This window comes from Mycobacterium appelbergii, from assembly GCF_032883035.1.
Lineage (GTDB): Bacteria > Actinomycetota > Actinomycetes > Mycobacteriales > Mycobacteriaceae > Mycobacterium > Mycobacterium appelbergii.
Window position 1 is genome coordinate 149,660 of sequence record NZ_JAMQTH010000015.1, and the last position, 21,053, is coordinate 170,712.

The 21,053-nt window shown below is 65.5% G+C and carries 19 protein-coding genes; 7 read left to right on the plus strand and 12 right to left on the minus strand.

Annotated features, from left to right (window positions below):
• Positions 1–54: 54 nt before the first annotated feature.
• The 4 genes from M1247_RS29290 to metG form a co-directional block, all read right to left on the minus strand.
• Complete coding sequence (locus tag M1247_RS29290) at positions 55–963, minus strand: RNA polymerase sigma-70 factor (RefSeq protein WP_317159918.1); 909 nt, start codon at positions 961–963, stop codon at positions 55–57.
• On the minus strand, positions 960–2,141 hold the full coding sequence (locus M1247_RS29295) for an NAD(P)/FAD-dependent oxidoreductase (protein ID WP_317159919.1): 1,182 nt from the start codon (positions 2,139–2,141) through the stop codon (positions 960–962). Before M1247_RS29295 ends, M1247_RS29290 begins: the two co-directional genes overlap by 4 nt.
• Before the next feature lie 87 nt (positions 2,142–2,228).
• Positions 2,229–3,581, minus strand: a complete 1,353-nt coding sequence (gdhA, locus tag M1247_RS29300) for an NADP-specific glutamate dehydrogenase (protein WP_317159920.1) — start codon at positions 3,579–3,581, stop codon at positions 2,229–2,231.
• The gene (metG, locus tag M1247_RS29305; RefSeq protein ID WP_317159921.1) at positions 3,582–5,117 is read right to left on the minus strand and encodes a methionine--tRNA ligase; all 1,536 of its coding nucleotides are present in this window, start codon (positions 5,115–5,117) and stop codon (positions 3,582–3,584) included.
• Between the two features lie 29 nt (positions 5,118–5,146).
• On the opposite strand from metG, the gene M1247_RS29310 reads away from it, so the two are divergent.
• From M1247_RS29310 to rsmA, 3 genes are all read left to right on the plus strand, one after another.
• Positions 5,147–6,007 carry a TatD family hydrolase gene (locus M1247_RS29310; RefSeq protein WP_410506965.1) on the plus strand — a complete coding sequence of 287 codons (861 nt, stop codon included), beginning with the start codon at positions 5,147–5,149 and terminating at the stop codon, positions 6,005–6,007.
• Positions 6,008–6,089: 82 nt separating this feature from the next.
• A complete protein-coding gene (locus tag M1247_RS29315; RefSeq protein WP_317160001.1) occupies positions 6,090–7,217 on the plus strand; it encodes a resuscitation-promoting factor in 1,128 nt (375 codons plus the stop codon).
• Positions 7,214–8,125, plus strand: a complete 912-nt coding sequence (gene rsmA, locus M1247_RS29320; protein ID WP_317160002.1) for a 16S rRNA (adenine(1518)-N(6)/adenine(1519)-N(6))-dimethyltransferase RsmA — start codon at positions 7,214–7,216, stop codon at positions 8,123–8,125. The genes M1247_RS29315 and rsmA overlap by 4 nt, the downstream gene beginning before the upstream one ends.
• Before the next feature lie 13 nt (positions 8,126–8,138).
• On the opposite strand, the gene M1247_RS29325 is transcribed toward rsmA, so the two are convergent.
• Together M1247_RS29325 and M1247_RS29330 are read right to left on the minus strand one after the other, a co-directional pair.
• Complete coding sequence (locus M1247_RS29325) at positions 8,139–9,176, minus strand: LLM class F420-dependent oxidoreductase (protein ID WP_317160003.1); 1,038 nt, start codon at positions 9,174–9,176, stop codon at positions 8,139–8,141.
• 5 nt (positions 9,177–9,181) lie between these two features.
• Positions 9,182–9,607, minus strand: a complete 426-nt coding sequence (locus M1247_RS29330) for a nuclear transport factor 2 family protein (RefSeq protein WP_317159923.1) — start codon at positions 9,605–9,607, stop codon at positions 9,182–9,184.
• Positions 9,608–9,724: 117 nt separating this feature from the next.
• Here M1247_RS29330 and M1247_RS29335 point away from each other — a divergent pair, with 117 nt between their 5' ends.
• The 3 genes from M1247_RS29335 to M1247_RS29345 all read left to right on the plus strand — a co-directional run bounded on the left by M1247_RS29335 (position 9,725) and on the right by M1247_RS29345 (position 13,336).
• Positions 9,725–10,291, plus strand: coding sequence for a PadR family transcriptional regulator (locus tag M1247_RS29335; RefSeq protein WP_317159924.1), 567 nt, complete (start codon positions 9,725–9,727; stop codon positions 10,289–10,291).
• A 59-nt stretch (positions 10,292–10,350) separates the two neighbouring features.
• Complete coding sequence (locus tag M1247_RS29340) at positions 10,351–11,319, plus strand: 4-(cytidine 5'-diphospho)-2-C-methyl-D-erythritol kinase (RefSeq protein ID WP_317159925.1); 969 nt, start codon at positions 10,351–10,353, stop codon at positions 11,317–11,319.
• Positions 11,320–11,698: 379 nt separating this feature from the next.
• Positions 11,699–13,336, plus strand: a complete 1,638-nt coding sequence (locus M1247_RS29345) for a fatty acyl-AMP ligase (RefSeq protein ID WP_317159926.1) — start codon at positions 11,699–11,701, stop codon at positions 13,334–13,336.
• Positions 13,337–13,423: 87 nt separating this feature from the next.
• Here the strand turns inward: M1247_RS29345 and M1247_RS29350 are convergent, their stop codons facing one another.
• The 6 genes from M1247_RS29350 to M1247_RS29375 form a co-directional block, all read right to left on the minus strand.
• Positions 13,424–13,969 (minus strand): DUF6611 family protein, encoded by a 546-nt coding sequence (locus M1247_RS29350; protein ID WP_317159927.1) that lies wholly within the window; start codon positions 13,967–13,969, stop codon positions 13,424–13,426.
• Positions 13,970–14,040: 71 nt separating this feature from the next.
• Entirely contained in the window at positions 14,041–14,403 is a 363-nt protein-coding gene (locus tag M1247_RS29355; protein ID WP_317159928.1) for a RidA family protein, read from the minus strand.
• A complete protein-coding gene (locus M1247_RS29360; protein ID WP_317159929.1) occupies positions 14,400–15,386 on the minus strand; it encodes a threonine ammonia-lyase in 987 nt (328 codons plus the stop codon). Before M1247_RS29360 ends, M1247_RS29355 begins: the two co-directional genes overlap by 4 nt.
• A gap of 2 nt (positions 15,387–15,388) precedes the next feature.
• Complete coding sequence (locus M1247_RS29365) at positions 15,389–16,570, minus strand: M24 family metallopeptidase (RefSeq protein ID WP_317159930.1); 1,182 nt, start codon at positions 16,568–16,570, stop codon at positions 15,389–15,391.
• Between the two features lie 25 nt (positions 16,571–16,595).
• Positions 16,596–17,933 carry a M20/M25/M40 family metallo-hydrolase gene (locus M1247_RS29370; protein WP_317159931.1) on the minus strand — a complete coding sequence of 446 codons (1,338 nt, stop codon included), beginning with the start codon at positions 17,931–17,933 and terminating at the stop codon, positions 16,596–16,598.
• Between the two features lie 81 nt (positions 17,934–18,014).
• Positions 18,015–19,385 carry an MFS transporter gene (locus M1247_RS29375; RefSeq protein ID WP_317159932.1) on the minus strand — a complete coding sequence of 457 codons (1,371 nt, stop codon included), beginning with the start codon at positions 19,383–19,385 and terminating at the stop codon, positions 18,015–18,017.
• Positions 19,386–19,921: 536 nt separating this feature from the next.
• On the opposite strand from M1247_RS29375, the gene M1247_RS29380 reads away from it, so the two are divergent.
• Positions 19,922–20,959 (plus strand): 4Fe-4S binding protein, encoded by a 1,038-nt coding sequence (locus tag M1247_RS29380; protein WP_317159933.1) that lies wholly within the window; start codon positions 19,922–19,924, stop codon positions 20,957–20,959.
• The last annotated feature ends 94 nt before the right edge of the window (positions 20,960–21,053 follow it).

Below are 21,053 nucleotides of genomic sequence, written 5' to 3' on the forward strand. Positions count from 1 at the left end.
GCACAACGTGACCCTACGAGGCCCCGCGCCCGGCCACGGCGCCCGCGGAAAAAATCAGCGGCTGATCACCCGGGGGACGTCGATGCCGCCCAGCTTGTCCGGGTTACGCATGGCGTAGAGGTGGGTGATCTTGCCGTCGACGATCTCGATGGTCAGGACCCCTTCGAAGCTGTCGCCGAGGTAGAGCTTCAAGGCCGGTGCGTTGTTGTACATGGTCGGCTCGATGCGACCGCCTGCCCCGCCCAACCGGATCAGCCCCATGAGCAGCTTGGACACCGGCTGGGCGCCGTGAACCGGCCTGCGCGCGGCACTGCGCTTGCCGTCGCTGTCGGCGGTCCACACCACATCGGGTGCGAGCATCTCCAGCAGGCCGTCCATATCGCCGGTGGAGGCCGCGGCGAAGAACTTGGCCGTGATCTCCATCGACAACTGGGGGTCCACCGGCTCGAAACGCTTGCGCCGCGACTGCACATGCTCGCGGGCCCGGTGCGCCAGCTGCCGCACCGCCGCACTGGATTTCCCGATGGCCGCGGCGATTTCATCGTGGCTGAACCCGAACACCTCCCGCAGCACGAACACCGCGCGTTCGTCCGGTGTCAAGGTCTCCAGCACCACGAGCATCGCCATCGACACCGATTCGGCCAGGACGACATCGGACGAGGCATCCTTGGTTTCCAGCAGCAGCGGCTCGGGCAACCACGGGCCGACGTACTCTTCGCGTCTGCGCGACTCGGCCCGCAGCGCATTGAGGGACTGCCTGGTGACCAACTGGGCCAGATACGCCTTGGTGTCGATCACCCTTGCCAGGTCCACTTCGGCCCAGCGCAGGTAACTCTCCTGTAGCACATCGTCGGATTCTGTTGCTGTGCCCAATATTTCGTAGGCGATGGTGAACAGCAACGGCCGTAGCAGCGTGAACCGTTCAGCGTGCTCGGAAGAGTTACCTGCAGCGGGGGTTTTCATCGAACTGCCGTCTCCTGATTTGCTTCGCTGAGCTGATGCGCCCGGTAGTCACCCTTGAACCAGAAGAACGATCCGGGCTTGCGTGCCTCCTTGACCAGGGAGGTCACCGTGGCGCGGCAGATCTGCTCCTTGGCGAAAGCGCCTGCCCGCCCACCGATGTGGATCCGGCGCGGCGAATCGTCTGCGTGGCAGAGCTGCAGGGTCCCGGCGCCGCGGCCGACGCTGATGCACTGCGCGATGAACGTCTGGTTGAGCTCGGCGGGCTCGGCACCGGCGATCCGGGTCAGCACCGTCTTGGCTGCCTGGATGCCGAGCGGGCCCGCTGCCTGGCAGCTCATCCGCAAGGGAATGCCCGACGGCGATGCCGCGTCGCCTGCCGCCACGATGTGGACGTCGTCGACGCTGGTCAGGGTTTCGTCGGTGATCAACCGGCCCAACGTATCGGTGGTGAGCCCGCTGGCCGCGGCCAACCCTGGCACCCCGAATCCCGCCGTCCACACCGTCACGGCACTGGGCAGCCGGTTGCCGTCGGCCATGACGACCGCGTCGGCCGTGACGGATTCGACCAGGATCTCGGGTCCGTCGATGATCGTCACCCCCAGCTTGGTCAACGCCTTGACCAGCGAGCGGCGGGCCCCGGTGCCGACCGAGGCGCCGACGACGTCGGTGACCAGGGTGACGCTGCGGCCTGCCTCGGCGAACTCGCCCGCCGCCTCGACGCCGGTCAGTCCACCGCCGACCACCACGATCGGCGCCGCGAGCGGCACGTCCTGCAACCGGGACCGCAGCCGCTGGGCCTGCTCGAATTCGGCCAGCGGATAGGCGAATTCGGCTGCACCCGGCACCGAGGCGGGCACCCGTCCGGTGCTGCCGACGGCATAGACCAGGTAGTCGTAGTCCAACACGGCGCCGGAGGTCAGCTGTACCTGGCGGATCGCGGCGTCGATGTATTCGGCACCGTCGACCAGCAGCCGCACCCCGTCACCGAGCAGCGTGTCGTAGCCCTGGACGGCGTCGTTGTTCCCGGCGACCAACTGGTGCAGGCGGATCCGCTCGACGAACTCCGGCCGCGGATTGACCAGCGTGATGTCCACGTCGGAGCCGGCCTGCAGGTGATTGGCGGCCAGCACCCCGGCGTAGCCACCGCCGATCACGATGACGCGGGTCTGCTTTTTCATGGTGTCTCCTCTCAAGGGCTTGTTTCCCTCAAGACACCGTGCGTCGCCGGTTTGTGACAGTCGGCCCGCCGATGTGGCTCAGATCACTCAGACCAGGCCCAGCGCCAGCATCGCGTCGGCGACCCGGATGAAGCCGGCGATATTGGCCCCGGCCACATAGTTGCCGGGCTGGCCGTACTCCTCGGCGGTGGACAGGCACCGGTTGTGGATCCGGCGCATGATCTCTTCCAGCCGCTTTTCGGTGTCGACGAACGTCCAGGAGTCCCTGGAGGCGTTCTGTTGCATCTCCAGCGCGCTGGTGGCGACGCCGCCGGCGTTGGCGGCCTTGCCCGGCGCGAACGTCACCCCGGCTTCGGCGAACTGCTTCACCGCAGCCGGCGAACACGGCATGTTGGCGCCCTCGGCGACGAAGCGGCAGCCTCCCTTGATCAGGTAGCCGGCCTCATCGCCGTTGATCTCGTTCTGGGTGGCGCAGGGCACCGCGATATCGCACGGCACCTCCCAGACCGTCCGGCCCTCGACGAATCGGGCGGCGCCGGCCCGGGCTTCGACGTAGTCGACGATCCGGCCCCGCTGCACTTCTTTGATCTCCCTGAGCATCCCGACGTCGATGCCCTTCTCGTCGACCACGTAGCCGCTGGAATCCGAACAGGCCACCACGGTGCCGCCGAGTTCATGAATCTGCTCGATCGCGTAGATCGCGACATTGCCCGCGCCGGAGACCACGACCCGCTTGCCCTCGAAAGAGTCGTTGACCGCCTTGAGCATCTCCTTGAGGAAGAACACCGTGCCGTAACCGGTGGCCTCGGTGCGGACCTGCGACCCGCCCCAGGTCAGGCCCTTACCGGTGAGCACCCCGGACTCGTAGCGGTTGGTGATCCGCTTGTACTGACCGAACAGATAGCCGATCTCGCGCGTGCCGACGCCGACGTCACCGGCCGGTACGTCGGTGTATTCGCCGATGTGCCGGTACAACTCGGTCATGAACGACTGACAGAACCGCATCACTTCGTTGTCGGAGCGGCCCTTCGGTTCGAAATCCGATCCGCCCTTGCCGCCGCCGATCGGCAGACCGGTCAGCGAGTTCTTGAAGATCTGTTCGAACCCGAGGAATTTCACGATGCCCAGATACACCGTCGGGTGAAACCGCAACCCGCCCTTGAACGGCCCGAGCGCGGAGTTGAACTCGACGCGGAAGCCTCGGTTGATCTGGACGTTGCCTGCGTCGTCGATCCAGGGCACCCGGAAGATGATCTGACGTTCGGGTTCGCACAGCCGGCGGATCACCGCATTGTCGGCGTAGTCAGGATGTTTGGCGACCACGGGCCCGAGGCTGTGCAGCACCTCGTAGACGGCTTGATGGAATTCGGTCTCACCCGCGTTGCGCGCCACCACATCGTCATAGAGGCTGTGCAGCTTTACGTGCAGTCCTGTTGTCATTCAGTCCACCTGATATCGAGGGAATACGCCTGCGGGCGTCGGAAGTGCGGCACCGGGCTTCAGCCGGGTGCCGATGGCTGTGAAGGTGCGCTCGTCTGCGGGTTGGCCGAGCAGATCGAGCAGGGTGGCCATCGATGCGGGCATGACCGGCTGGCTCAGCAATGCGGCGATGCGCACCGTTTCCAGCGTCGTATAGAGCACTGTGCCGAATCGGATGGGGTCGGTCTTGCGCAACACCCATGGCTCCTGGGCCGAGAAGTACCGGTTCGCCGCGCCGAGCACCGACCAGATCGCTTCCAGCGCAAGGTGCATCGCGGGTTCGTCGAAATGCTTGCGCACGCGGTCCAGCAGTCCGTCGGCGGCAGCCAGCATCGCGGTGTCTTCTTCGGTCGGCGGCCCGGGCTCGGGCACCACGCCGTCGAGATTCTTGGCGACCATCGACAGCGAGCGTTGCGCGAGGTTTCCCAGTTCGTTGGCGAGGTCGGCGTTGATGCGGCCGATGATGGCGTCTTCGCTGTAGCTGCCGTCCTGGCCGAACGGGATCTCGCGGAGCAGGAAGTACCGCACCTGGTCCACCCCGAACTCGTCGACCAGGGCGATCGGATCGACCACGTTGCCGACCGACTTGCTCATCTTCTCGCCCTTGACGTTGATGAACCCGTGGGCGAACACGCGTCGCGGCAACTCGATACCCGCCGACATCAGGAACGCCGGCCAGTAGACGGTGTGGAACCGGATGATGTCCTTGCCGATCATGTGCAGATCGGCGGGCCAGTACTTCCCGAACGCCTCGGACCCGGTGTCCGGGAAGCCGGCCCCGGTCAGGTAGTTGGTCAGCGCGTCGACCCAGACGTACATGACGTGGTCGGGATGGTCGGGGACGGGCACCCCCCAGTCGAACGTGGTGCGGGAGATCGACAGGTCGCGCAGCCCGCCCGAGACGAAGCTGACGACTTCGTTGCGGCGGACGTCGGGGCCGATGAACTCCGGATGTGCGGCGTAGTGCGCGAGCAGCCTCTCGGCGTAGGCCGAGAGCCGGAAGAAGTACGTCTGTTCCTCGGTCCAGGTGACCGGGGTGCCGGTTTCGACGGCGATCCGGGTGCCGTCGTCGCGGACCTCGGTTTCGTCCTCGGCGAAGAAACGCTCATCGCGCACCGAGTACCAACCCGCGTAGGTACCCAGGTAGATGTCACCGGACTCGTTCATCCGCCGCCAGATGTCCTTGCACGCCTCGTAGTGGTCGGCGTCGGAGGTGCGGATGAACCGGTCGAACGACACGTCGAGCCTGCGTTGCATGCGCTCGAAAACATCGGAGTTGCGGCGCGCCAGCTCGGCGGTCGGGATGTCCTCGGCCGCGGCGGTCTCGGCCATCTTGAGCCCGTGGACGTCGGTGCCGGTGAGAAACCGCACGTCGAAGCCGTCAAGGCGCTTGAAACGCGCGATCGCGTCGGTGGCGGTCTTCTCGTAGGCGTGACCGATGTGCGGCGCACCGTTGGGATAGTCGATCGCTGTAGTTATGTAGAAGGGCTGAGTCATTTCCTGCCACCTTATTGTTTCGGGGTGTGGTGACAAAAAGCTCCAAACGTTCGGCCAAGGACATCCCGCCTGCCCCGGAGCCGTTGGCCCCGCTGGTGGATGCCCACACTCACCTGGACGCCTGCGGTGCAGAAACCGCCGCGGACGTGCACGCCATCCTGGATCGGGCCAACGCGGTCGGGGTCGAGAAGGTCGTCACGATCGCCGATGATCTGGCGTCGGCACAGTGGGTGACCCGGGCCGCGGACTTCGACGACCGGGTGTACGCGGCGGTGGCACTGCACCCCACCCTTGCCAATGCGCTCGACGACGCCGCGCGCGCCGAGCTGGAACGGCTGGCGGAGCACCCGCGGGTGGTGGCGGTCGGCGAGACCGGGATGGACATGTACTGGCCGGGCCGGCTCGAGGGCTGCGCGACACCTACCGAGCAACGGGAGGGCTTCGCCTGGCACATCGACCTGGCCAAGCGCACGGGGAAACCGTTGATGATCCACAACCGGGAAGCCGATGCGGAAGTGCTCGACGTGCTGCGCGCCGAGGGCGCGCCCGACACGGTGATCTTCCACTGCTTCTCCTCCGGACCCGAGATGGCACGCACCTGCATCGAGGCGGGCTGGATCCTCAGTCTGTCGGGCACCGTCAGCTTCCGTAACGCGCGTGACCTGCACGATGCCGCCCGATTGATCCCACCCGGCCAGCTGCTTGTCGAGACGGATGCGCCTTTCCTGACGCCGCATCCGTACCGGGGAGCGCCGAACGAACCATACTGCCTGCCTTACACTGTCCGGGCACTGGCAGATTTGCTGGATCGGCCCGCCGCAGAGGTGGCGGCCGAGACCGCAGCCTTGGCGACACGGGTGTACCGGCTTGACGAGAGTTGCCGGTCCTAGACCTTTTCGTTACCGTCTTGTGATCAACCGCTTGACGTCCAGGAGTTCAACGCTGCCGTCAGACCCGGGAGAAACCAAAAACGTGAATGCTCTGAACCAACTTCATGAATCTCGGTCGCCTTTACTGCGCGCCATCGTCGGTGCCCTCCTCGTCACGCTCATCGTGGCAGGGGGGTACGCCGTTTCTGCACAGAAGACGGTGACGTTGACGGTCGACGGCGCGCCGATGACCGTGACGACGATGAAGTCCCGGGTGATCGACATCGTCGAGGAGAACGGATTCGACGTCGACGATCGCGACGACCTGTTCCCCGCGGGCGAGCAGACGGTGGGCCCGTCCGACAGCATCATCTTGCGCCGCAGTCGCCCGCTGGAGGTCTCTCTGGACGGTCAGGGCAGCAAGCAGGTGTGGACCACCGCATCGACGGTCGACGAGGCGCTCGCGCAGCTGAAGATGACGGACAAGGCGCCCGCCGCCGCATCCCGTGGTAGCAGGGTGCCGCTGGCGGGCATGGCCCTGCCGGTGGTGAGTCCCAAGACGGTGCATCTGAATGACGGCGGCGTCGTCTCCACGGTGCACCTGGCCGCGCCGAACGTGGCAGGACTGCTGTCGGCCGCGGGCGCGCCGCTGCAGCAGGATGACACCGTTGTGCCGGCCGCATCGACGCCGGTCACCGAAGGTATGCAGGTCGAGGTGACCCGTACGCGGATCGAGAAAGTGACCGAGCGGCTGCCGCTGGAGCCGGGCAATCAGCGCATCGAGGACGTCACGATGAACATGAGCCGGAAGGTCGTGGAGAACCCCGGCGTGCCCGGCACCCAGGACGTCACGTTCGCCGTCGCGAAGGTGAACGGAAAGGTCACCGGCAGGTTGCCAGTAGCCAATGTCGTCATCACGCCGGCCCAGGACGGTGTCCTTCGCGTCGGAGCAAAGCCGGGCACCGAGGTGCCCCCGGTGACCAACGGCGGCACCTGGGACTCGCTCGCGCAATGCGAAGCGGGAGGTAATTGGGCCATCAACACCGGTAACGGTTTCTATGGCGGAGTCCAATTTGATCAAAACACCTGGGAACGACAGGGCGGATTACGCTATGCTTCGAGAGCCGATTTGGCGACACGAGAAGAGCAGATTGCGATTGCTACGGTAACTCAGGCGCGGCAAGGCTGGGGAGCTTGGCCGACGTGTAGCGGGAGGATTGGGGCACGCTGACTATTCGACTGCTCGGGCGGACCGAGATACGACGCTTGGCCAAAGAGATTGACTTTCGGCCACGCAAATCATTTGGACAGAATTTCGTCCACGATGCCAACACTGTTCGGCGCATCGTGTCGGCTTCCGGTGTCCATCGCCACGACCATGTGCTTGAGGTCGGGCCAGGACTCGGCTCGCTGACGCTGGCGTTGTTGGATCGCGGGGCGAATGTGACCGCAGTGGAGATCGATCCACTGCTGGCACGGCAACTGCCGACGACCATCGCTGACCATTCACACAGCGAGATCAACCGGCTCACCGTGCTCAACCGCGACATCCTTACGTTGATGCCGGACGATCTCACCGATCAGCCGACCGCGTTGGTGGCGAACCTGCCGTACAACGTGGCGGTGCCGGCGTTGCTGCACCTGCTGGCCGAATTCCCGACGATTCGGACGGTGATGGTCATGGTGCAGGCGGAGGTGGCCGAACGACTGGCTGCCGAGCCGGGCGGCAAGGACTACGGGGTGCCCAGCGCCAAGGCGCGGTTCTACGGCAACGTCCGCAGGCACGGCATGGTGTCGCCGACGGTGTTCTGGCCCATTCCCCGGGTGTACTCGGGGCTGGTCCGCATCGACCGGCACGAGACACCGGCTTGGCCGATGGACGCCGCGTTCCGCGATCAGGTGTTCAAGCTGATCGACATCGCCTTCGCGCAGCGCCGCAAGACCTCCCGCAACGCCTTCGCGGAGTGGGCCGGGTCGGGTAACGAGTCGGCGCAGCGGCTGCTGGCCGCCAGCATCGACCCGTCACGTCGCGGTGAGACCCTGGGGATCGCCGATTTCGTCCGGCTGTTGCAACGGTCGAACGAATTCGTGGGTGAGGCCGACGAGAAGGCTGAGGACGGGCAGGTTCGCGTCGTCTGAGCGGGTGTGAAGGTCAGAGCAGCTCGCGCAGTTGCTCGATCAGCCTGACCCGCTCGTCCGACGTCGCGGCGACGGGTACCACGTTCAGTGTGGTCACACCCGCCTCGCGGAAGGCTGCCACGCGCTCTTTGACGAACGCGGCGCTGCCGATCAGCGAGATGTCGCGAACAAGGTCGTCCGGGACGGCTTTGGCCGCACCCTCTTTGTCGCCGGCCAGGTAGAGCTCCTGGATGCGGTCGGCTTGCGGGCCGTAGCCGTATTTGGTGGCAAGGGCGTGGTAGAAGTTCCTGCCCTTGGCCCCCATTCCGCCGACGTACAGGGCGACATGGGGCTTGACGAATTCGCGCAGCGGTTCGACGTTGTCACCGATGGCCAGCACCGGGCCGGCATAGATCTCGAGTGGTCCCAGATTCGGGTCACGTTTGGCGTGCCCGGCTGCCAGTGCGGGGCCCCACACCTGTTCGGCCTTCTCGGGCAGGTAGAAGATCGGCTGCCAGCCCTCGGCGGTTTCGGCGGCCAGCTCGACATTCTTCGGGCCGAGCGCGGCGAGCAGGATCGGGATCCGGTCGCGGACAGGGTGATTGATGAGTTTGAGTGGCTTGCCCAGGCCGGTGCCCTGATCGCCGGGTAGTGGGATGGTGTAGTGCCTGCCCTGGTATTCCAGGTACTCCCGGCGCCACACCTGACGGCAGATGTCGATGATCTCCCGGGTGCGGGCGATCGGCGCGTCATAGGCCACCCCGTGGAAGCCCTCGATGACCTGAGGCCCAGAAGCGCCGAGGCCCAGGGTGAATCGGCCGTCGGAGACGTAGTCGAGTCCCGCCGCGGTCATCGCGGTCAGCGTGGGTGTGCGGGTGTAGATCTGCAAAATCCCCGAGGCCAGTTGCACGCGTTCGGTGGCCGCGGCCAGGTAGCCCAGCGCGCTGACCGCGTCGAACGAATACGCCTCGGGCACAAAGACGATGTCCAGGCCGGCCCGCTCGAGGTCGGCGACCTCGGCGGCCACGTCCTTGAAACCGCCCGCGTAGTTGATGCCCAGGCCGATACGCATGTCGATCAACGGCTTTCGGTGGTGGTCTTGGCGGCCGCGGTGGCTTCGGTGGCCTCACGTTGGATCTGCTCGAACTGTGCGCCCATCGCTTCGGCCAAAGCTGTTGCGCCGGAGAGTGGCCGCACCATCACCATGAGGTCGTCGATCTGGCCGTTGTCGTCGAGGTGCAGGAAATCGCAGCCGGTGATCTTTTTCCCTGACACCGTGGCTTCGAAGACGAGCGCGTGGTCGCGGCCGTCGTCGTCGCCGATCTCCCGCAGGTAGCGGAAGTCTTCGAACACCCGGAGCACCCCGCGCAGGATCGCGGCGGTGATCGCCTTGCCCGGGTACGGCTTGAACGCCACCGGGCTGGTGAACACGACGTCGTCGGCCAGCAGTGCCTCGATGGCGGCCACGTCGCGGGCCTCGACTGCTGCGCGGAAGGGGTGCATCGGCCACCTCGTCTAGTCAATTCGTTGAATAGGTGTGATTGACGGTAGAGGCTCGACGGCCCTATGTCCAGATGCGATTAATCAACTTTTTGAGTAGGTGGCTTGTATGATCCGGTGATGGCGCTACGCGATGCGGTGCTCGCCGCCTTGCTCGACGGCGAAGCCTCCGGATACGACCTGGCCAAGGGTTTCGACGCGTCCGTCGCCAACTTCTGGATGGCCACGCCCCAGCAGCTCTACCGCGAACTCGACCGCCTCGCCGAAGCGGGCCTCATCGAGGCCAGGGTCGTGCTGCAGGAGCGTCGGCCCAACAAGCGCATGTACTCGTTGACCGAGGCAGGCCTCGAAACCCTCGCGCAGTTCACCGCCACGGCGCCCAAGCCGTCGATCATCCGCGATGAGCTCCTGGTCGGCGTGCAAGCCCTCGATGCCGGCGACGCAGGCGCGGTGCGCGACAGCATCGCCGAACGGCTGGAGCGGGCCTGCGCCAAGCTGGAACGCTATGAGCGCACGCAGGCGAGGCTGCTCGGCGGCCGCACCGAAGACGACTATCTCGCCGGGACGCAGCGCGTGGGTCCATATCTGACCCTGTTGCGCGGCATCGCGTTCGAGCAGGAGAACATCCGGTGGGCCAGGCGGGCGCTGGCGGTGCTCGACTCCCGGCTGCCCGCAGCGCGCCGCTGACCAGCAGCACAGCCGAGGTTCGCCGACAGTTTCGCGTCAGCGGCGATAGTGTCGTGGCCGTGTCTGCATCTGACGGCAGTACCGCATCCGAGTGGGTCCCCACCGGGTCGGTCACTGTGCGTGTTCCCGGCAAGGTGAATCTGTATCTGGGCGTCGGCGATGTGCGGGACGACGGTTACCACGATCTGACGACGGTCTTCCACGCGGTGTCACTGCAGGACGAGGTCACCGTCCGCAACGCCGACGTGTTGTCGCTGACGATGTCGGGGGAGGGCGTGGAGTCCCTGCCCACCGATGAGCGCAATCTGGCCTGGCGGGCCGCCGGGCTGCTGGCCGATCACGTCGGCCGGGCGCCCGACGTCGCGATCTCGATCGAGAAGGCGATCCCGGTGGCGGGCGGCATGGCGGGTGGCAGCGCCGATGCGGCGGCGGTGCTGGTGGCGATGAACACGCTGTGGGAACTCGGGGTGCCCCGGCGGGACCTGCACGCGCTGGCGGCCCGGTTGGGCAGCGACGTGCCGTTCGCGTTGCACGGCGGTACCGCGCTGGGCACCGGTCGCGGCGAGGAGTTGGCCACGGTGCTGGCCCGCAACATGTTCCACTGGGTGCTGGCATTCGCAGGTCGCGGCCTGTCGACGCCGAAGGTGTTCGGCGAGCTGGACCGGCTGCGCGCCGACACGAACCGCGATGAACGGCCGCGGGCCGACGATCCCGAGCAGGTGCTGGCCGCGCTGGCCTCCGGCAACCCGGCCGAACTTGCGCCCTTGCTGGACAACGAGCTGCAACCGGCGGCGCTGAGCCTGTATCCGGACCTGCGTCGCACGTTGCGCGCAGGAGTGGAGGCCGGCGCGCTGGCGGGCATCGTGTCCGGGTCGGGGCCCACCTGCGCGTTCCTGTGCGCGTCGGCGACCTCGGCGGTGGACGTCGGCGCGGAGTTGTCGGGGGCCGGGGTGTGTCGCACCGTGCGGGTGGCCAGTGGTCCGGTGCCCGGCGCGCGCGTCGTACCGGCGCCGTCGGCATCGGTCTGAGGAGCCCTGCTGGTGCAGGTGGGGGTGTGATGCAGACCTCAATTGTCGCGACAGTTTGGCAGCTACTTAAGGGTCTCTTAAGATGATCGGCGGTGAATGCTAGCGGTCATGCGGTGCATGCGAAGTTCTCGCCCGACGCAGTTCTGGGCGGGCGGGCGCAGCGCTGTGTTGCCGGCACCGATGTCTTTGCATCCGCAACGGTGCGCACGGCTGCTGCGGCCCCGACGAAGCCATCACCGAACCGAGACATAACTGCTGCCGAACTGTGTGCGCGCGCCTATTCAAAAGCGTTGCTCGTCAGGCGGAGCATGGAAAACCGGGCAATGTCACTGCGCCTACCATCGTGGGCGCCGCGGCTCCGGAAGCCAAGGAGGTTGTCGTGAGCAGATTCACCGAAAAGATGTACCGCAATGCCCGCACGGTGAAGACCGGCATGGTGACCGGTGAGCCGCACGAGCCGGTGCGCCACACCTGGGGTGAGGTGCACGAGCGCGCCCGCTGCATCGCCGGTGGGCTCGCCGCCGCGGGTGTCGGCCCCGGTGACGCCATCGGAGTGCTCGCGGGCTTCCCTGTGGAGATCGCGCCGACCGCACAGGCGCTGTGGATGCGTGGCGCCAGCCTGACCATGCTGCACCAGCCCACCCCGCGCACCGACCTCGCGGTGTGGGCCGAGGACACGATGAACGTGATCGGCATGATCGAGGCCAAGGCCGTCATCGTCTCCGAGCCGTTCCTGGTTGCGATCCCCGTGCTCGAAGAGAAGGGCATCCTGGTCCTCACGGTCGCCGACCTGTTGACCGCCGACCCGATCGACCCGGTCGAGACCGGTGAGGACGACCTGGCCCTGATGCAGCTGACGTCGGGTTCGACGGGATCGCCGAAGGCCGTGCAGATCACCCACCGCAACATCCACTCCAACGCCGAGGCGATGTTCATCGGCGCCAAGTACGACGTCGACAAGGACGTCATGGTCAGCTGGCTGCCGTGCTTCCACGACATGGGCATGGTCGGCTTCCTGACCATCCCGATGTATTTCGGTGCCGAGCTCGTCAAGGTCACGCCGATGGACTTCCTGCGGGACACGCTGCTGTGGGCCAAGCTGATCGACAAGTACAAGGGCACCATGACCGCGGCGCCGAACTTCGCCTACGCGCTGTTCGCGAAGCGGCTGCGCAAGCAGGCCGAGCCCGGGCAGTTCGACCTGTCCACGCTGCGTTTCGCCCTCTCCGGTGCCGAGCCTGTCGAGCCGGCCGACGTCGAGGACCTGCTCGATGCCGGCAAGCCGTTCGGGCTGCGTCCGGAGGCCATCCTGCCCGCCTACGGCATGGCAGAGACGACGCTTGCGGTGTCGTTCTCCGAGTGCGGCGCCGGACTGGTGGTCGACGAGGTCGACACCGACCTGCTGGCCGCGCTGCGCCGTGCGGTGCCCGCCACAAAGGGCAACACCAAGCGGCTGGCCTCCCTTGGCCCGCTGCTGCAGGACCTGGAAGCCCGCATCGTCGACGAGAACGGTGAGGTGATGGCCGCGCGTGGCGTCGGCGTCATCGAGCTCCGCGGCGAGTCACTGACCCCCGGCTACATCACCATGGGCGGCTTCCTGCCCGCCCAGGACGAGAACGGCTGGTACGACACCGGCGATCTCGGCTACCTGATGGAGAACGGCCACGTGGTGGTCTGCGGCCGCGTCAAGGACGTCATCATCATGGCCGGGCGCAACATCTACCCGACGGACATCGAACGGGCCGCGGGCCGGGTGGAGGGCGTGCGCCCGGGCTGCGCCGTCGCAGTGCGGCTCGACGCCGGCCATTCCCGCGAAACCTTCGCCGTGGCCGTCGAATCCAACGCCTGGCAGGACCCGGTCGAGGTGCGCCGTATCGAGCATCAGGTGGCCCACGAGGTGGTCACCGAGGTTGATGTGCGGCCCCGCAACGTCGTCGTGCTCGGCCCCGGCTCGATCCCGAAGACACCGTCGGGCAAGCTGCGCCGCGCCAACTCGGTTTCGTTGGTCAGTCAGTAACCGTCTCCCGGCGCGAACCTTCCTTTGGCGAACCTTCCTCTGGCGAGCAGACGCGTAGGTACCCGGAATCGCGACTTTTCCGGTACCTCAGCGTCTGCTCGGCATGGGATGTGCGCCCTGCAACTGGTCGTATACCCGCCACCAGATCACCTCGTGATCGACGGGACTGAGCTCACCGCGGGCGAGTTGGTCGTCGGCCTCGAGAAGTGTGGCCGCCAGGTCCAGTAGTTTGTCGCGGCCCGCGCGGGAGTCCGGGTCGTCGTATCCGGCCATCGTGACCGCGATCATGGTGCGGACCTGAGTGCGCGCGTCGCCTGCCAACATGACCGCGGCGATCCCGGAGGCGACGAACACCGCGACCGAGATCCCCAACGCCGGCCCCGGCCCCATGGTGCCGGACAACCAGGCTTGGCACAGCAACCACAGCAGCAGTCCCCACATCGGCCAGCCCCGCGCCGCCCGCGCCCAGCGCCGCTGGGTTTGATCCAGGCCGGGTGGGTAGACCACGAGACGGTAGCTGGTGATACCGAAGCGGCCCGGGCGGATGTCCACAGATCCCCAAACCCGCCCGCCGTCGAGCATGCGCAGCCAGCACCGCCGCAGCGGGCCGGGGCGTGACCGGAAGGTGTCCATATCTCCGGTGTACCCCGGTCACGACCGCCCGAACACCGTCCGAACGAATTATTTACGCTGCGTTGTGGAAGTCACGTCGTCTCGCCGAGGTAGGCGGTCGCTTCGATCTCGACCAACTCGCCTGCGGGTAAACCGTTCGCGCCGACTGTCGTCCGCACGGGAGTTTGCCCGCCTGGCCCGCCGAGTGCGCGGGAGTACGCCGCATCGAACGTGGAGAACTCGTCGATATCGGCGAGAAAGCAGGTCATGCGGACCACGTCTGCGATCCCCGCGCCGTGCGCAGCAAGGATTTCGGTGATGTTGGCGATCGCCTGCGCCGTCTGCTCGGCGAGATCGCCCAGGCGGCCCATGGCGTCCTCACCGGTCTGTCCGGCCACGAACAGCCACTGTCCTCGCCGTATCCCCAATGCGTAGTGTCCCGAGGGTCGAATCATCGTGATTCCTCCTGACCGTGTGTATCTCCTGTCGATTGCGCGTCGCCGGCACCGGTGACCAGCAGGGCGACTTTGCGTCCCTGCCACCGGTCTCGGTGGGTGCACAGGTAGGCCAGGGCGGCGGCCGCCGCGGCCTCAGCGGCGATTCCGGCGTCCTGTCGGAGCCTGCGTTGCGCGGACGTGATGTCGCTTTCCGACACGGTGGCGATCTCGTCGACGCATTTCTGGGCCAGCGGGAAGGTATAGGCGTTGTCCGGGCCCAGATCTCCCATGAGCGAGGTCGCCACCGTGTCGATCTCCGGCGGACTGACCGGATGTCCGGCACGTAGCGACAGCGCCATCGCAGGCGCGTTCTCGGCGCACACCCCGATGACGGTCGTCGCAAGTCGCAGTTCCTTCATCGCGACCCCGACACCGGTGATCAAACCTCCGCCGGACACCGGAACGACGACGGCGTCGATGTCGTCGAGGTCCTCCCACAGCTCCAGGGCAGCGGTACCCTGGCCGCTGATCACATCGGGGTGGTCAAACGGAGGGATGAACCCGAAGTTGTTCGCCTCTGCGTGGTTCCGTGCCGCACAGATCGCTTCGGACTGGTCGGCGAACGAGTTGTCCACCGTCGCGCCGAGCTGATGCAGCGCCGCCACCCGGTCGGCGGGCACTGACGCCGCGACAAACACTTTCACGGGTAAACCCATTCTGTTGCCCATGTGTGCCACGGCACGGGCATGGTTTCCTGTTGACGCAGTGGCTATTCCGTTGTGTTGGCCATTCTCCACGAGAGTGCAGACGGAATTGCTCGCGCCGCGAATCTTGAAGCTGCCTGTGGGTTGGAGAGTTTCAAGTTTGAGATACGTATCGACACCGGTGGTTTCGCTGATCACCTCGGCACGCTGTAGCGGTGTTCGCCTGATGTAGCCTTCAATTCGGCTGCGTGCCTTCAGTATCGACTGCAGGTCGGGCATGGTGTGCGACATCGGCATGCCTACTTGACGATGAGTTCGTGGGGGAGCGACGAGAGGCTCTCGCTCCCCGTTTCGCCGACGACGAACGTCTCGCTCAGCGAGTAGCCGATGTCATTGAGCCACACGGCAAGCATGAGGTGCAGCACCATGTTCGGGCGGAGCTCGGTGCGGTCACCGGCGGCCAGGCTGACCGTGTTCTCGATCCAGGCGGTCTTCGGAAAAGAGATCCCGATCGAATAGCCGATGCGCGCGTTCTTGGTGAATCCTTGCTTGCCAAGGACACTCGACCAGGCGGCATGCACCTGCTCGGCGGTGTTCCCGGGTGCCATCGTCGACCTGGCGATGTCGTAGCCCTCCGCCACGGTGCGTTCCAGGCGCCGGTACTCAGGTGGTGGCGACCCCAGGTAGACGGTGCGGGCAAGACCGGCCGCATAGTTGTGACGATGGCCGCCAAGCTCGATCGTGATCGGAGAATCCGGCGCGATGAACCTGCCGCTCCAGCTCATGTGCGGATTGTTCGTGTGCACGCCACAGGACAGGTAGGGCTGCCACGGGGTGGAACCGTACGCTGAGCCCTTTCCGCTGATGAGCTCGTGGTAGATGTCGGCGGCAACGTCGGCCTCGCGGACACCGGGTTCGATGATGTCGATGGCCGCGAGCATCGCCTGATCACTGAATGACGCGGCCTCCCTGATCAGGTCGATTTCCCGTGCTGATTTGTGGCATCGGATCCATTCGACGAGTCCCGTGGCGTTCATCAGGGTGGCGTCGGGCATGGTGTCGTGCAGTGCGTGGAGCGCGCCGACCGACAGATCTGACTCGTCGATGCCGACGTTCTTGGGGCGCCAGTGCAGAGTCGAGATCGTCTCTGCCACCACACGCATGGGATGTTGGGTGCCGTGGATGTAGGCCTCGTCGTATCCCACGACGTTGGCCGGCGCCAGCCAGGTCAGGGCCGTAGCTGCGGGAACATCCTGCTCCCGCAGGATCAGTACCGGCTCATCGGGTTGATCCACCGCGACGATGAGCGCCTGCGGCACGTAGAACGAATAAGCGTCGTAACCGGTGAGATAGAAGATGTTCTTGGGATCGGTGACGATGAGCGCGTCCATCGCGGCACGCTGGCCCGCACGTTTCACCGCGGCGATGCGCTCGCGGTACTCCTGCGTGCTGAAAACTTCGTCGATCGTCTTGACTTGCATGTCTGGTTGGCCTTTTTTCGGTGGGTCAGAACTTGCTGATCAGTTGCGTCCACAGCTCTGTGGACAGCGCAAGAGTGGTGGTGTCGACGCGCTCGTTCGCGCCGTGGAACATGTGCCGGAATTCGCTGGGGCCGACGAACCCCGAGAACATCGAGAAGCCGTACACCTGCGCTCCCGCACGGCGAAAATAGTCGGCGTCGGTGGACGCGGTGATCATGCTCGGGACGAGCTGTGTTCCCGGCGCGATGTTGTCGACGATTCCCGTCACCGTGTCGTACAGCGGTGTCTCGAGCGGGGATTCGTGGGTGACGAGTTCATGTATCCACTCGATGGTCACCTCGTCGGCGAGTCGCCCGAGGGCGGCGCGGATCTCCCGCTCGACATCCACCCGCGTCTGTCCTGGCATCACCCGCGCATCGATGTCGATCTCCACCCGCTCAGGGATGGAGTTGATGGCGATCCCGCCGCGCGCGCCGGTCGGAGTCAGCGTCATGTGCGTGCATGCGTGTGCGGTTCCCCCGAGTTCGGGTAGCCCGTCGGCGATATCGCGGATGCGGCTCGCATCGAGTAAACCCGAGGTGGTTTCGGCGTCGAAATCCATACCCCTGACCCATCGCGTCCAGATCTCCGACATCACCGGTTCCGGGCGGTGCGCGTCCAGCAGGCCGACGATCGTGGCGGCCTTGACCAGGGCATTGTCGGCCCCGAAGGGCATCGCGGCGTGGCCGGCGCGTCCGTGCACGACCAGACGCAGCCAGACCGTGCCTTTCTCCGCGGTAGACCATGACAATTTGGGAGTCGGACCCGAGGTCAGGGGCCAGCCGCCGCCTTCGGTGACGACGTAATCGGTGGTGACATCGTGGAGGTGGCGGTCGAGGAGATGCTTTGCGCCCCAGGTGGCCTGGCCTTCCTCATCGGCGGTGGCGATGAACGAGATGTCTCCGCGCGGTCGGTGTCCACACTGCCCGGCGTGCCTGATCGCCGCTGCCATCGTGGCCGTCATATTGAGCATGTCGATCGCGCCGCGACCCCAGATCATTCCGTCGATCAGTTCGCCGCCGAACGGGTCGTGCAGCCAATCGATGTCATCGGCGGGTACCACATCGGTATGGCAGAGCAGCGCGAGAGACGGTGCCGTCGGGTCGGATCCGTGAATCTTGGCGACCAGTGAGCGCCTGCCCTCGGCCGCGTCGTAGACCTGGGTGTCCACGGCATTCCCGAGGAACTGGCGCAGCGTATCGGCGTTGCGAACTTCTTCTCCGGAGTCTTCGTGACCGGTGTTGACACACCGGTTGCGGATGAGGGTCTGGAGCAGTTCGGTGGTGTGTTCCAGCCGTGGTTGGGCGGCGTCGAGCGAAGTCATCTGGTCAGGTTCCTTAGAAGTGGTGAGCCCGCCGTGAACCGGCGGTTGTGAATACGCTCTGCGAGTCCCGTTGCCGGACAGTCAGATAGTCCGGCTCGGTGCCATCGCGTCGGCTTGGTGCGAGGGCTGCAGGCCCGGTATCGAGCGGCCACGCAGCGAGCATCCGCGCGTCTCGGGAACGAATCGCAGCGCGATCATGCCGATCACGAATGCGCCCATCATGTAGAAGGCCGGGGCCATCGCATTCTGTGTCGAGCCGATCAACCAGTCGTTGACCGCGGGGGCGGTTCCGCCGAAAAGTGCGGTGGCCACGTTATACGAGATGGCAAATCCCGCGTAGCGGACGTGAGCCGGGAAGATCGCGGGGAACATCGCCGAGACGGTCCCCAGCTGCAACAGATACACCGATGCCAGGATGGCGAAAGCCAGTACAGCCCAACCGAAACCGGCGGTCATCAGCAGGTACATCGGCGTCACCAGGATGAACAGGCCGACCAGGGAAATCCACCAGACCGGCTTACGCCCGATGCGGTCGGACAGGAGGCCCGCTGCAGGCAGGAAGAAGATCATGATCGCCTGTCCGGTGATGACCAGTACATCGGTCTGCGTCGAGCTCAATCCGATGGTCGCCTGCAGATAGGTGGGAAGGTAGGCCACCAGCGTGTAATTCGCCACGTTGAGTGCGATGGTCAAGCCGGCCAATGCCAGCAGTTGACGGCGGTAGACGGTGAGCAGTTCGCGAGCGATTCCGGTGGCGCGGCGTGCGGTGTCCTCGGTGCGTTCCAATTCGCGAAACACCGGGGTGTCCTCGAGTCGGTTCCGGAGATAGAAACCGATCAGTCCTAGCGGGCCGCCGAGGAGAAATGGCACGCGCCAACCCCAGTCGCTCATTGCTTCGGCCCCGATGACGTGTTCGGTACCGGCGACCACCAACACGGCCAGGGTGAATCCCGAGATCGTGCCTACCTCCAGGAAACTCCCGTAGAACCCCCGGCGCCGGTCGGGCGCGTACTCGGCCATGAACGTCGCCGCTCCGCCGTATTCGCCGCCGGTCGACAACCCCTGAATGACGCGCAATCCGATCAACAGGATCGGCGCCAGTATTCCGACGGAACCGTAGGTCGGGAGCAGGCCCATGCAGAACGTCGCTGCCGAAATGAGCAAGATGGTGACTGTCAACGAGAATCGCCGGCCACGGCGGTCTCCGATGACACCCCAGATGATGCCGCCCAGTGGTCGCAGCACAAAGGACACCGCGAACACCAGCATGGTGAACAGTGTCTGGTGATTACCTGGGAAGAAGTGCCGGCCTATCTCGGACGCGACGTAGGCGTACGCACCATAGTCGTACCATTCGGCCATGTTGCCGACCGCCGACGCGGCGATGGCCCGGCGCAGTACCGATTTCGATGGTTCTGAGAATGTGCTGGACTCTGCCGAACTGAAGGTCATGATGAACTCCTCTGTGCAGCACAGGTATTGGATGTTTCCGGCCGGCCGATAAATGTTTCTGCGTCGGTGGCGGAGTGGGTGGCGGAGTGGTTGGCGCAGGCATTGTCGACCCTTGTCGCCGTGGCGATGTGCAAGTGAGTTCTGTCCTTCGGCCAGCGCCTGAACGGAGGCGCGACGAGCGATGTTCTAGGAGCGGACTTCCCGATACACGTCGAAGTCCTCGAAACTGCCCTCACAGCCCGATCCGCGCCCGGTGGCACCGGCGAGCATGAGCCGACCGCAACGCGGGCGCGTCGAGGACAGTTCTTGCCGCCATGTGTGGGAGTCCTTCGCGGGAGCGTGCGTGTGGTCAGCGTCGATGCTGGAGCCTGATTGGGTCGCCGTGTGTGGCGACTCACATCACGCTAGGAGCAACACTGCTCCGAAAAAAGCGACATTTGATGACCGAAATTCGATGGATCTGCTTACATCTCGGCGCGGACCAGGGAAAGGGCTCTGAGGTTGCCATCTGGGTATAGATGACTATACTCAGATGGATGACGGGCAAGCCGAAACTCTCCGACCATCCGACGGTGCGCGCGGTGCGGGCGGTGCGGGCCCGACGGGCGGACGCGCCACCTGCGGTCATCGATGCGGATCAGCTGCGGCAACTCTGTCTGGACGCCGGTGCCGACGACGTCGCGTTCGCCGCCGTCGACAATCCCGCGCTGGCCTCCGAGCAGGAGCATGTCGAGACCGCCCTGCCCGGCGTGCGCAGCTATATCTCGCTGGTGGTGAAGATGAACCGCGAGAACGTCCGGTCCACCGAGCGCAGCGTCGCCAACCAGGAGTTTCACCGCAGCGGCGAGATCATCAACGAGGCCGCTCACCGGATCACCCGTGCGTTGGAGGATGCCGGTCACCGCGCGGTGAACCCGTCGGCGACCTTCCCGATGGAGATGGACAGGTATCCCGGTCGTATCTGGGTGGCGGCGCACAAGCCGATCGCGGTGGCCGCGGGCCTGGGCGTGATGGGCATCCACCGCAACGTCATTCATCCCAGATTCGGTAACTTCATCCTGTTGGCCACCATTCTCGTGGGCACGCCCATCAGCGATTACGGTGAACCGCTTGACTATTCACCATGCCTGGAATGCAAGCTGTGCGTGGCGGCCTGCCCGGTCGGTGCGATCGGCAAGGATGGCGAGTTCGACTTCGTCGCGTGCTCGGTGCACAACTACCGCGAATTCATGGGTGGCTTCACCGACTGGGTGCAGACCATTGCCGACAGTGACGACGCAGACGATTTCCGTTCTCGGGTGAGCGATTCGGAGAACGCCTCGATGTGGCAGAGCTTGTCCTTCAAGGCCAACTACAAGGCGGCCTACTGCCTGGCAGTGTGTCCGGCGGGGGAGGACGTGATCGAGCCCTACCTCGACGACCGCAAGGCATTCATGGACACGGTCCTACGGCCTCTTCAGGACAAGAAAGAGACGCTCTACGTGCTGCCGAACTCGGCGGCCAAAGCCCACGCGGAGAAGCGCTATCCGCACAAGACGGTGAAGGTGGTCGACAGCGGCATCCGCGGCCGTTGAGTTTTTCGGTTGCCTTTTCCCCGCGAGCAGACAGTTAGGTCCCCTGGAATGCGCATTCCAGGGGACCTAACTGTCTGCTCGCCGGAGAAAGGTG

Bases quoted from the DNA above. Each gene is read 5' to 3' on its own strand.
- M1247_RS29370 (WP_317159931.1), bottom strand. From the start codon at position 17,933: ATGACTTCGCTCGACGCCGCCCAACCACGGCTGGAACACACCACCGAA.
- M1247_RS29375 (WP_317159932.1), bottom strand. From the start codon at position 19,385: ATGACCTTCAGTTCGGCAGAGTCCAGCACATTCTCAGAACCATCGAAA.
- M1247_RS29290 (WP_317159918.1), bottom strand. From the start codon at position 963: ATGAAAACCCCCGCTGCAGGTAACTCTTCCGAGCACGCTGAACGGTTC.
- M1247_RS29355 (WP_317159928.1), bottom strand. From the start codon at position 14,403: ATGATTCGACCCTCGGGACACTACGCATTGGGGATACGGCGAGGACAG.
- M1247_RS29330 (WP_317159923.1), bottom strand. From the start codon at position 9,607: ATGCACCCCTTCCGCGCAGCAGTCGAGGCCCGCGACGTGGCCGCCATC.
- metG (WP_317159921.1), bottom strand. From the start codon at position 5,117: ATGACTCAGCCCTTCTACATAACTACAGCGATCGACTATCCCAACGGT.
- M1247_RS29360 (WP_317159929.1), bottom strand. From the start codon at position 15,386: ATGCCGATGTCGCACACCATGCCCGACCTGCAGTCGATACTGAAGGCA.
- gdhA (WP_317159920.1), bottom strand. From the start codon at position 3,581: ATGACAACAGGACTGCACGTAAAGCTGCACAGCCTCTATGACGATGTG.
- M1247_RS29380 (WP_317159933.1), top strand. From the start codon at position 19,922: ATGACGGGCAAGCCGAAACTCTCCGACCATCCGACGGTGCGCGCGGTG.
- M1247_RS29335 (WP_317159924.1), top strand. From the start codon at position 9,725: ATGGCGCTACGCGATGCGGTGCTCGCCGCCTTGCTCGACGGCGAAGCC.
- M1247_RS29325 (WP_317160003.1), bottom strand. From the start codon at position 9,176: ATGCGTATCGGCCTGGGCATCAACTACGCGGGCGGTTTCAAGGACGTG.
- M1247_RS29295 (WP_317159919.1), bottom strand. From the start codon at position 2,141: ATGAAAAAGCAGACCCGCGTCATCGTGATCGGCGGTGGCTACGCCGGG.
- M1247_RS29350 (WP_317159927.1), bottom strand. From the start codon at position 13,969: ATGGACACCTTCCGGTCACGCCCCGGCCCGCTGCGGCGGTGCTGGCTG.
- M1247_RS29365 (WP_317159930.1), bottom strand. From the start codon at position 16,570: ATGCAAGTCAAGACGATCGACGAAGTTTTCAGCACGCAGGAGTACCGC.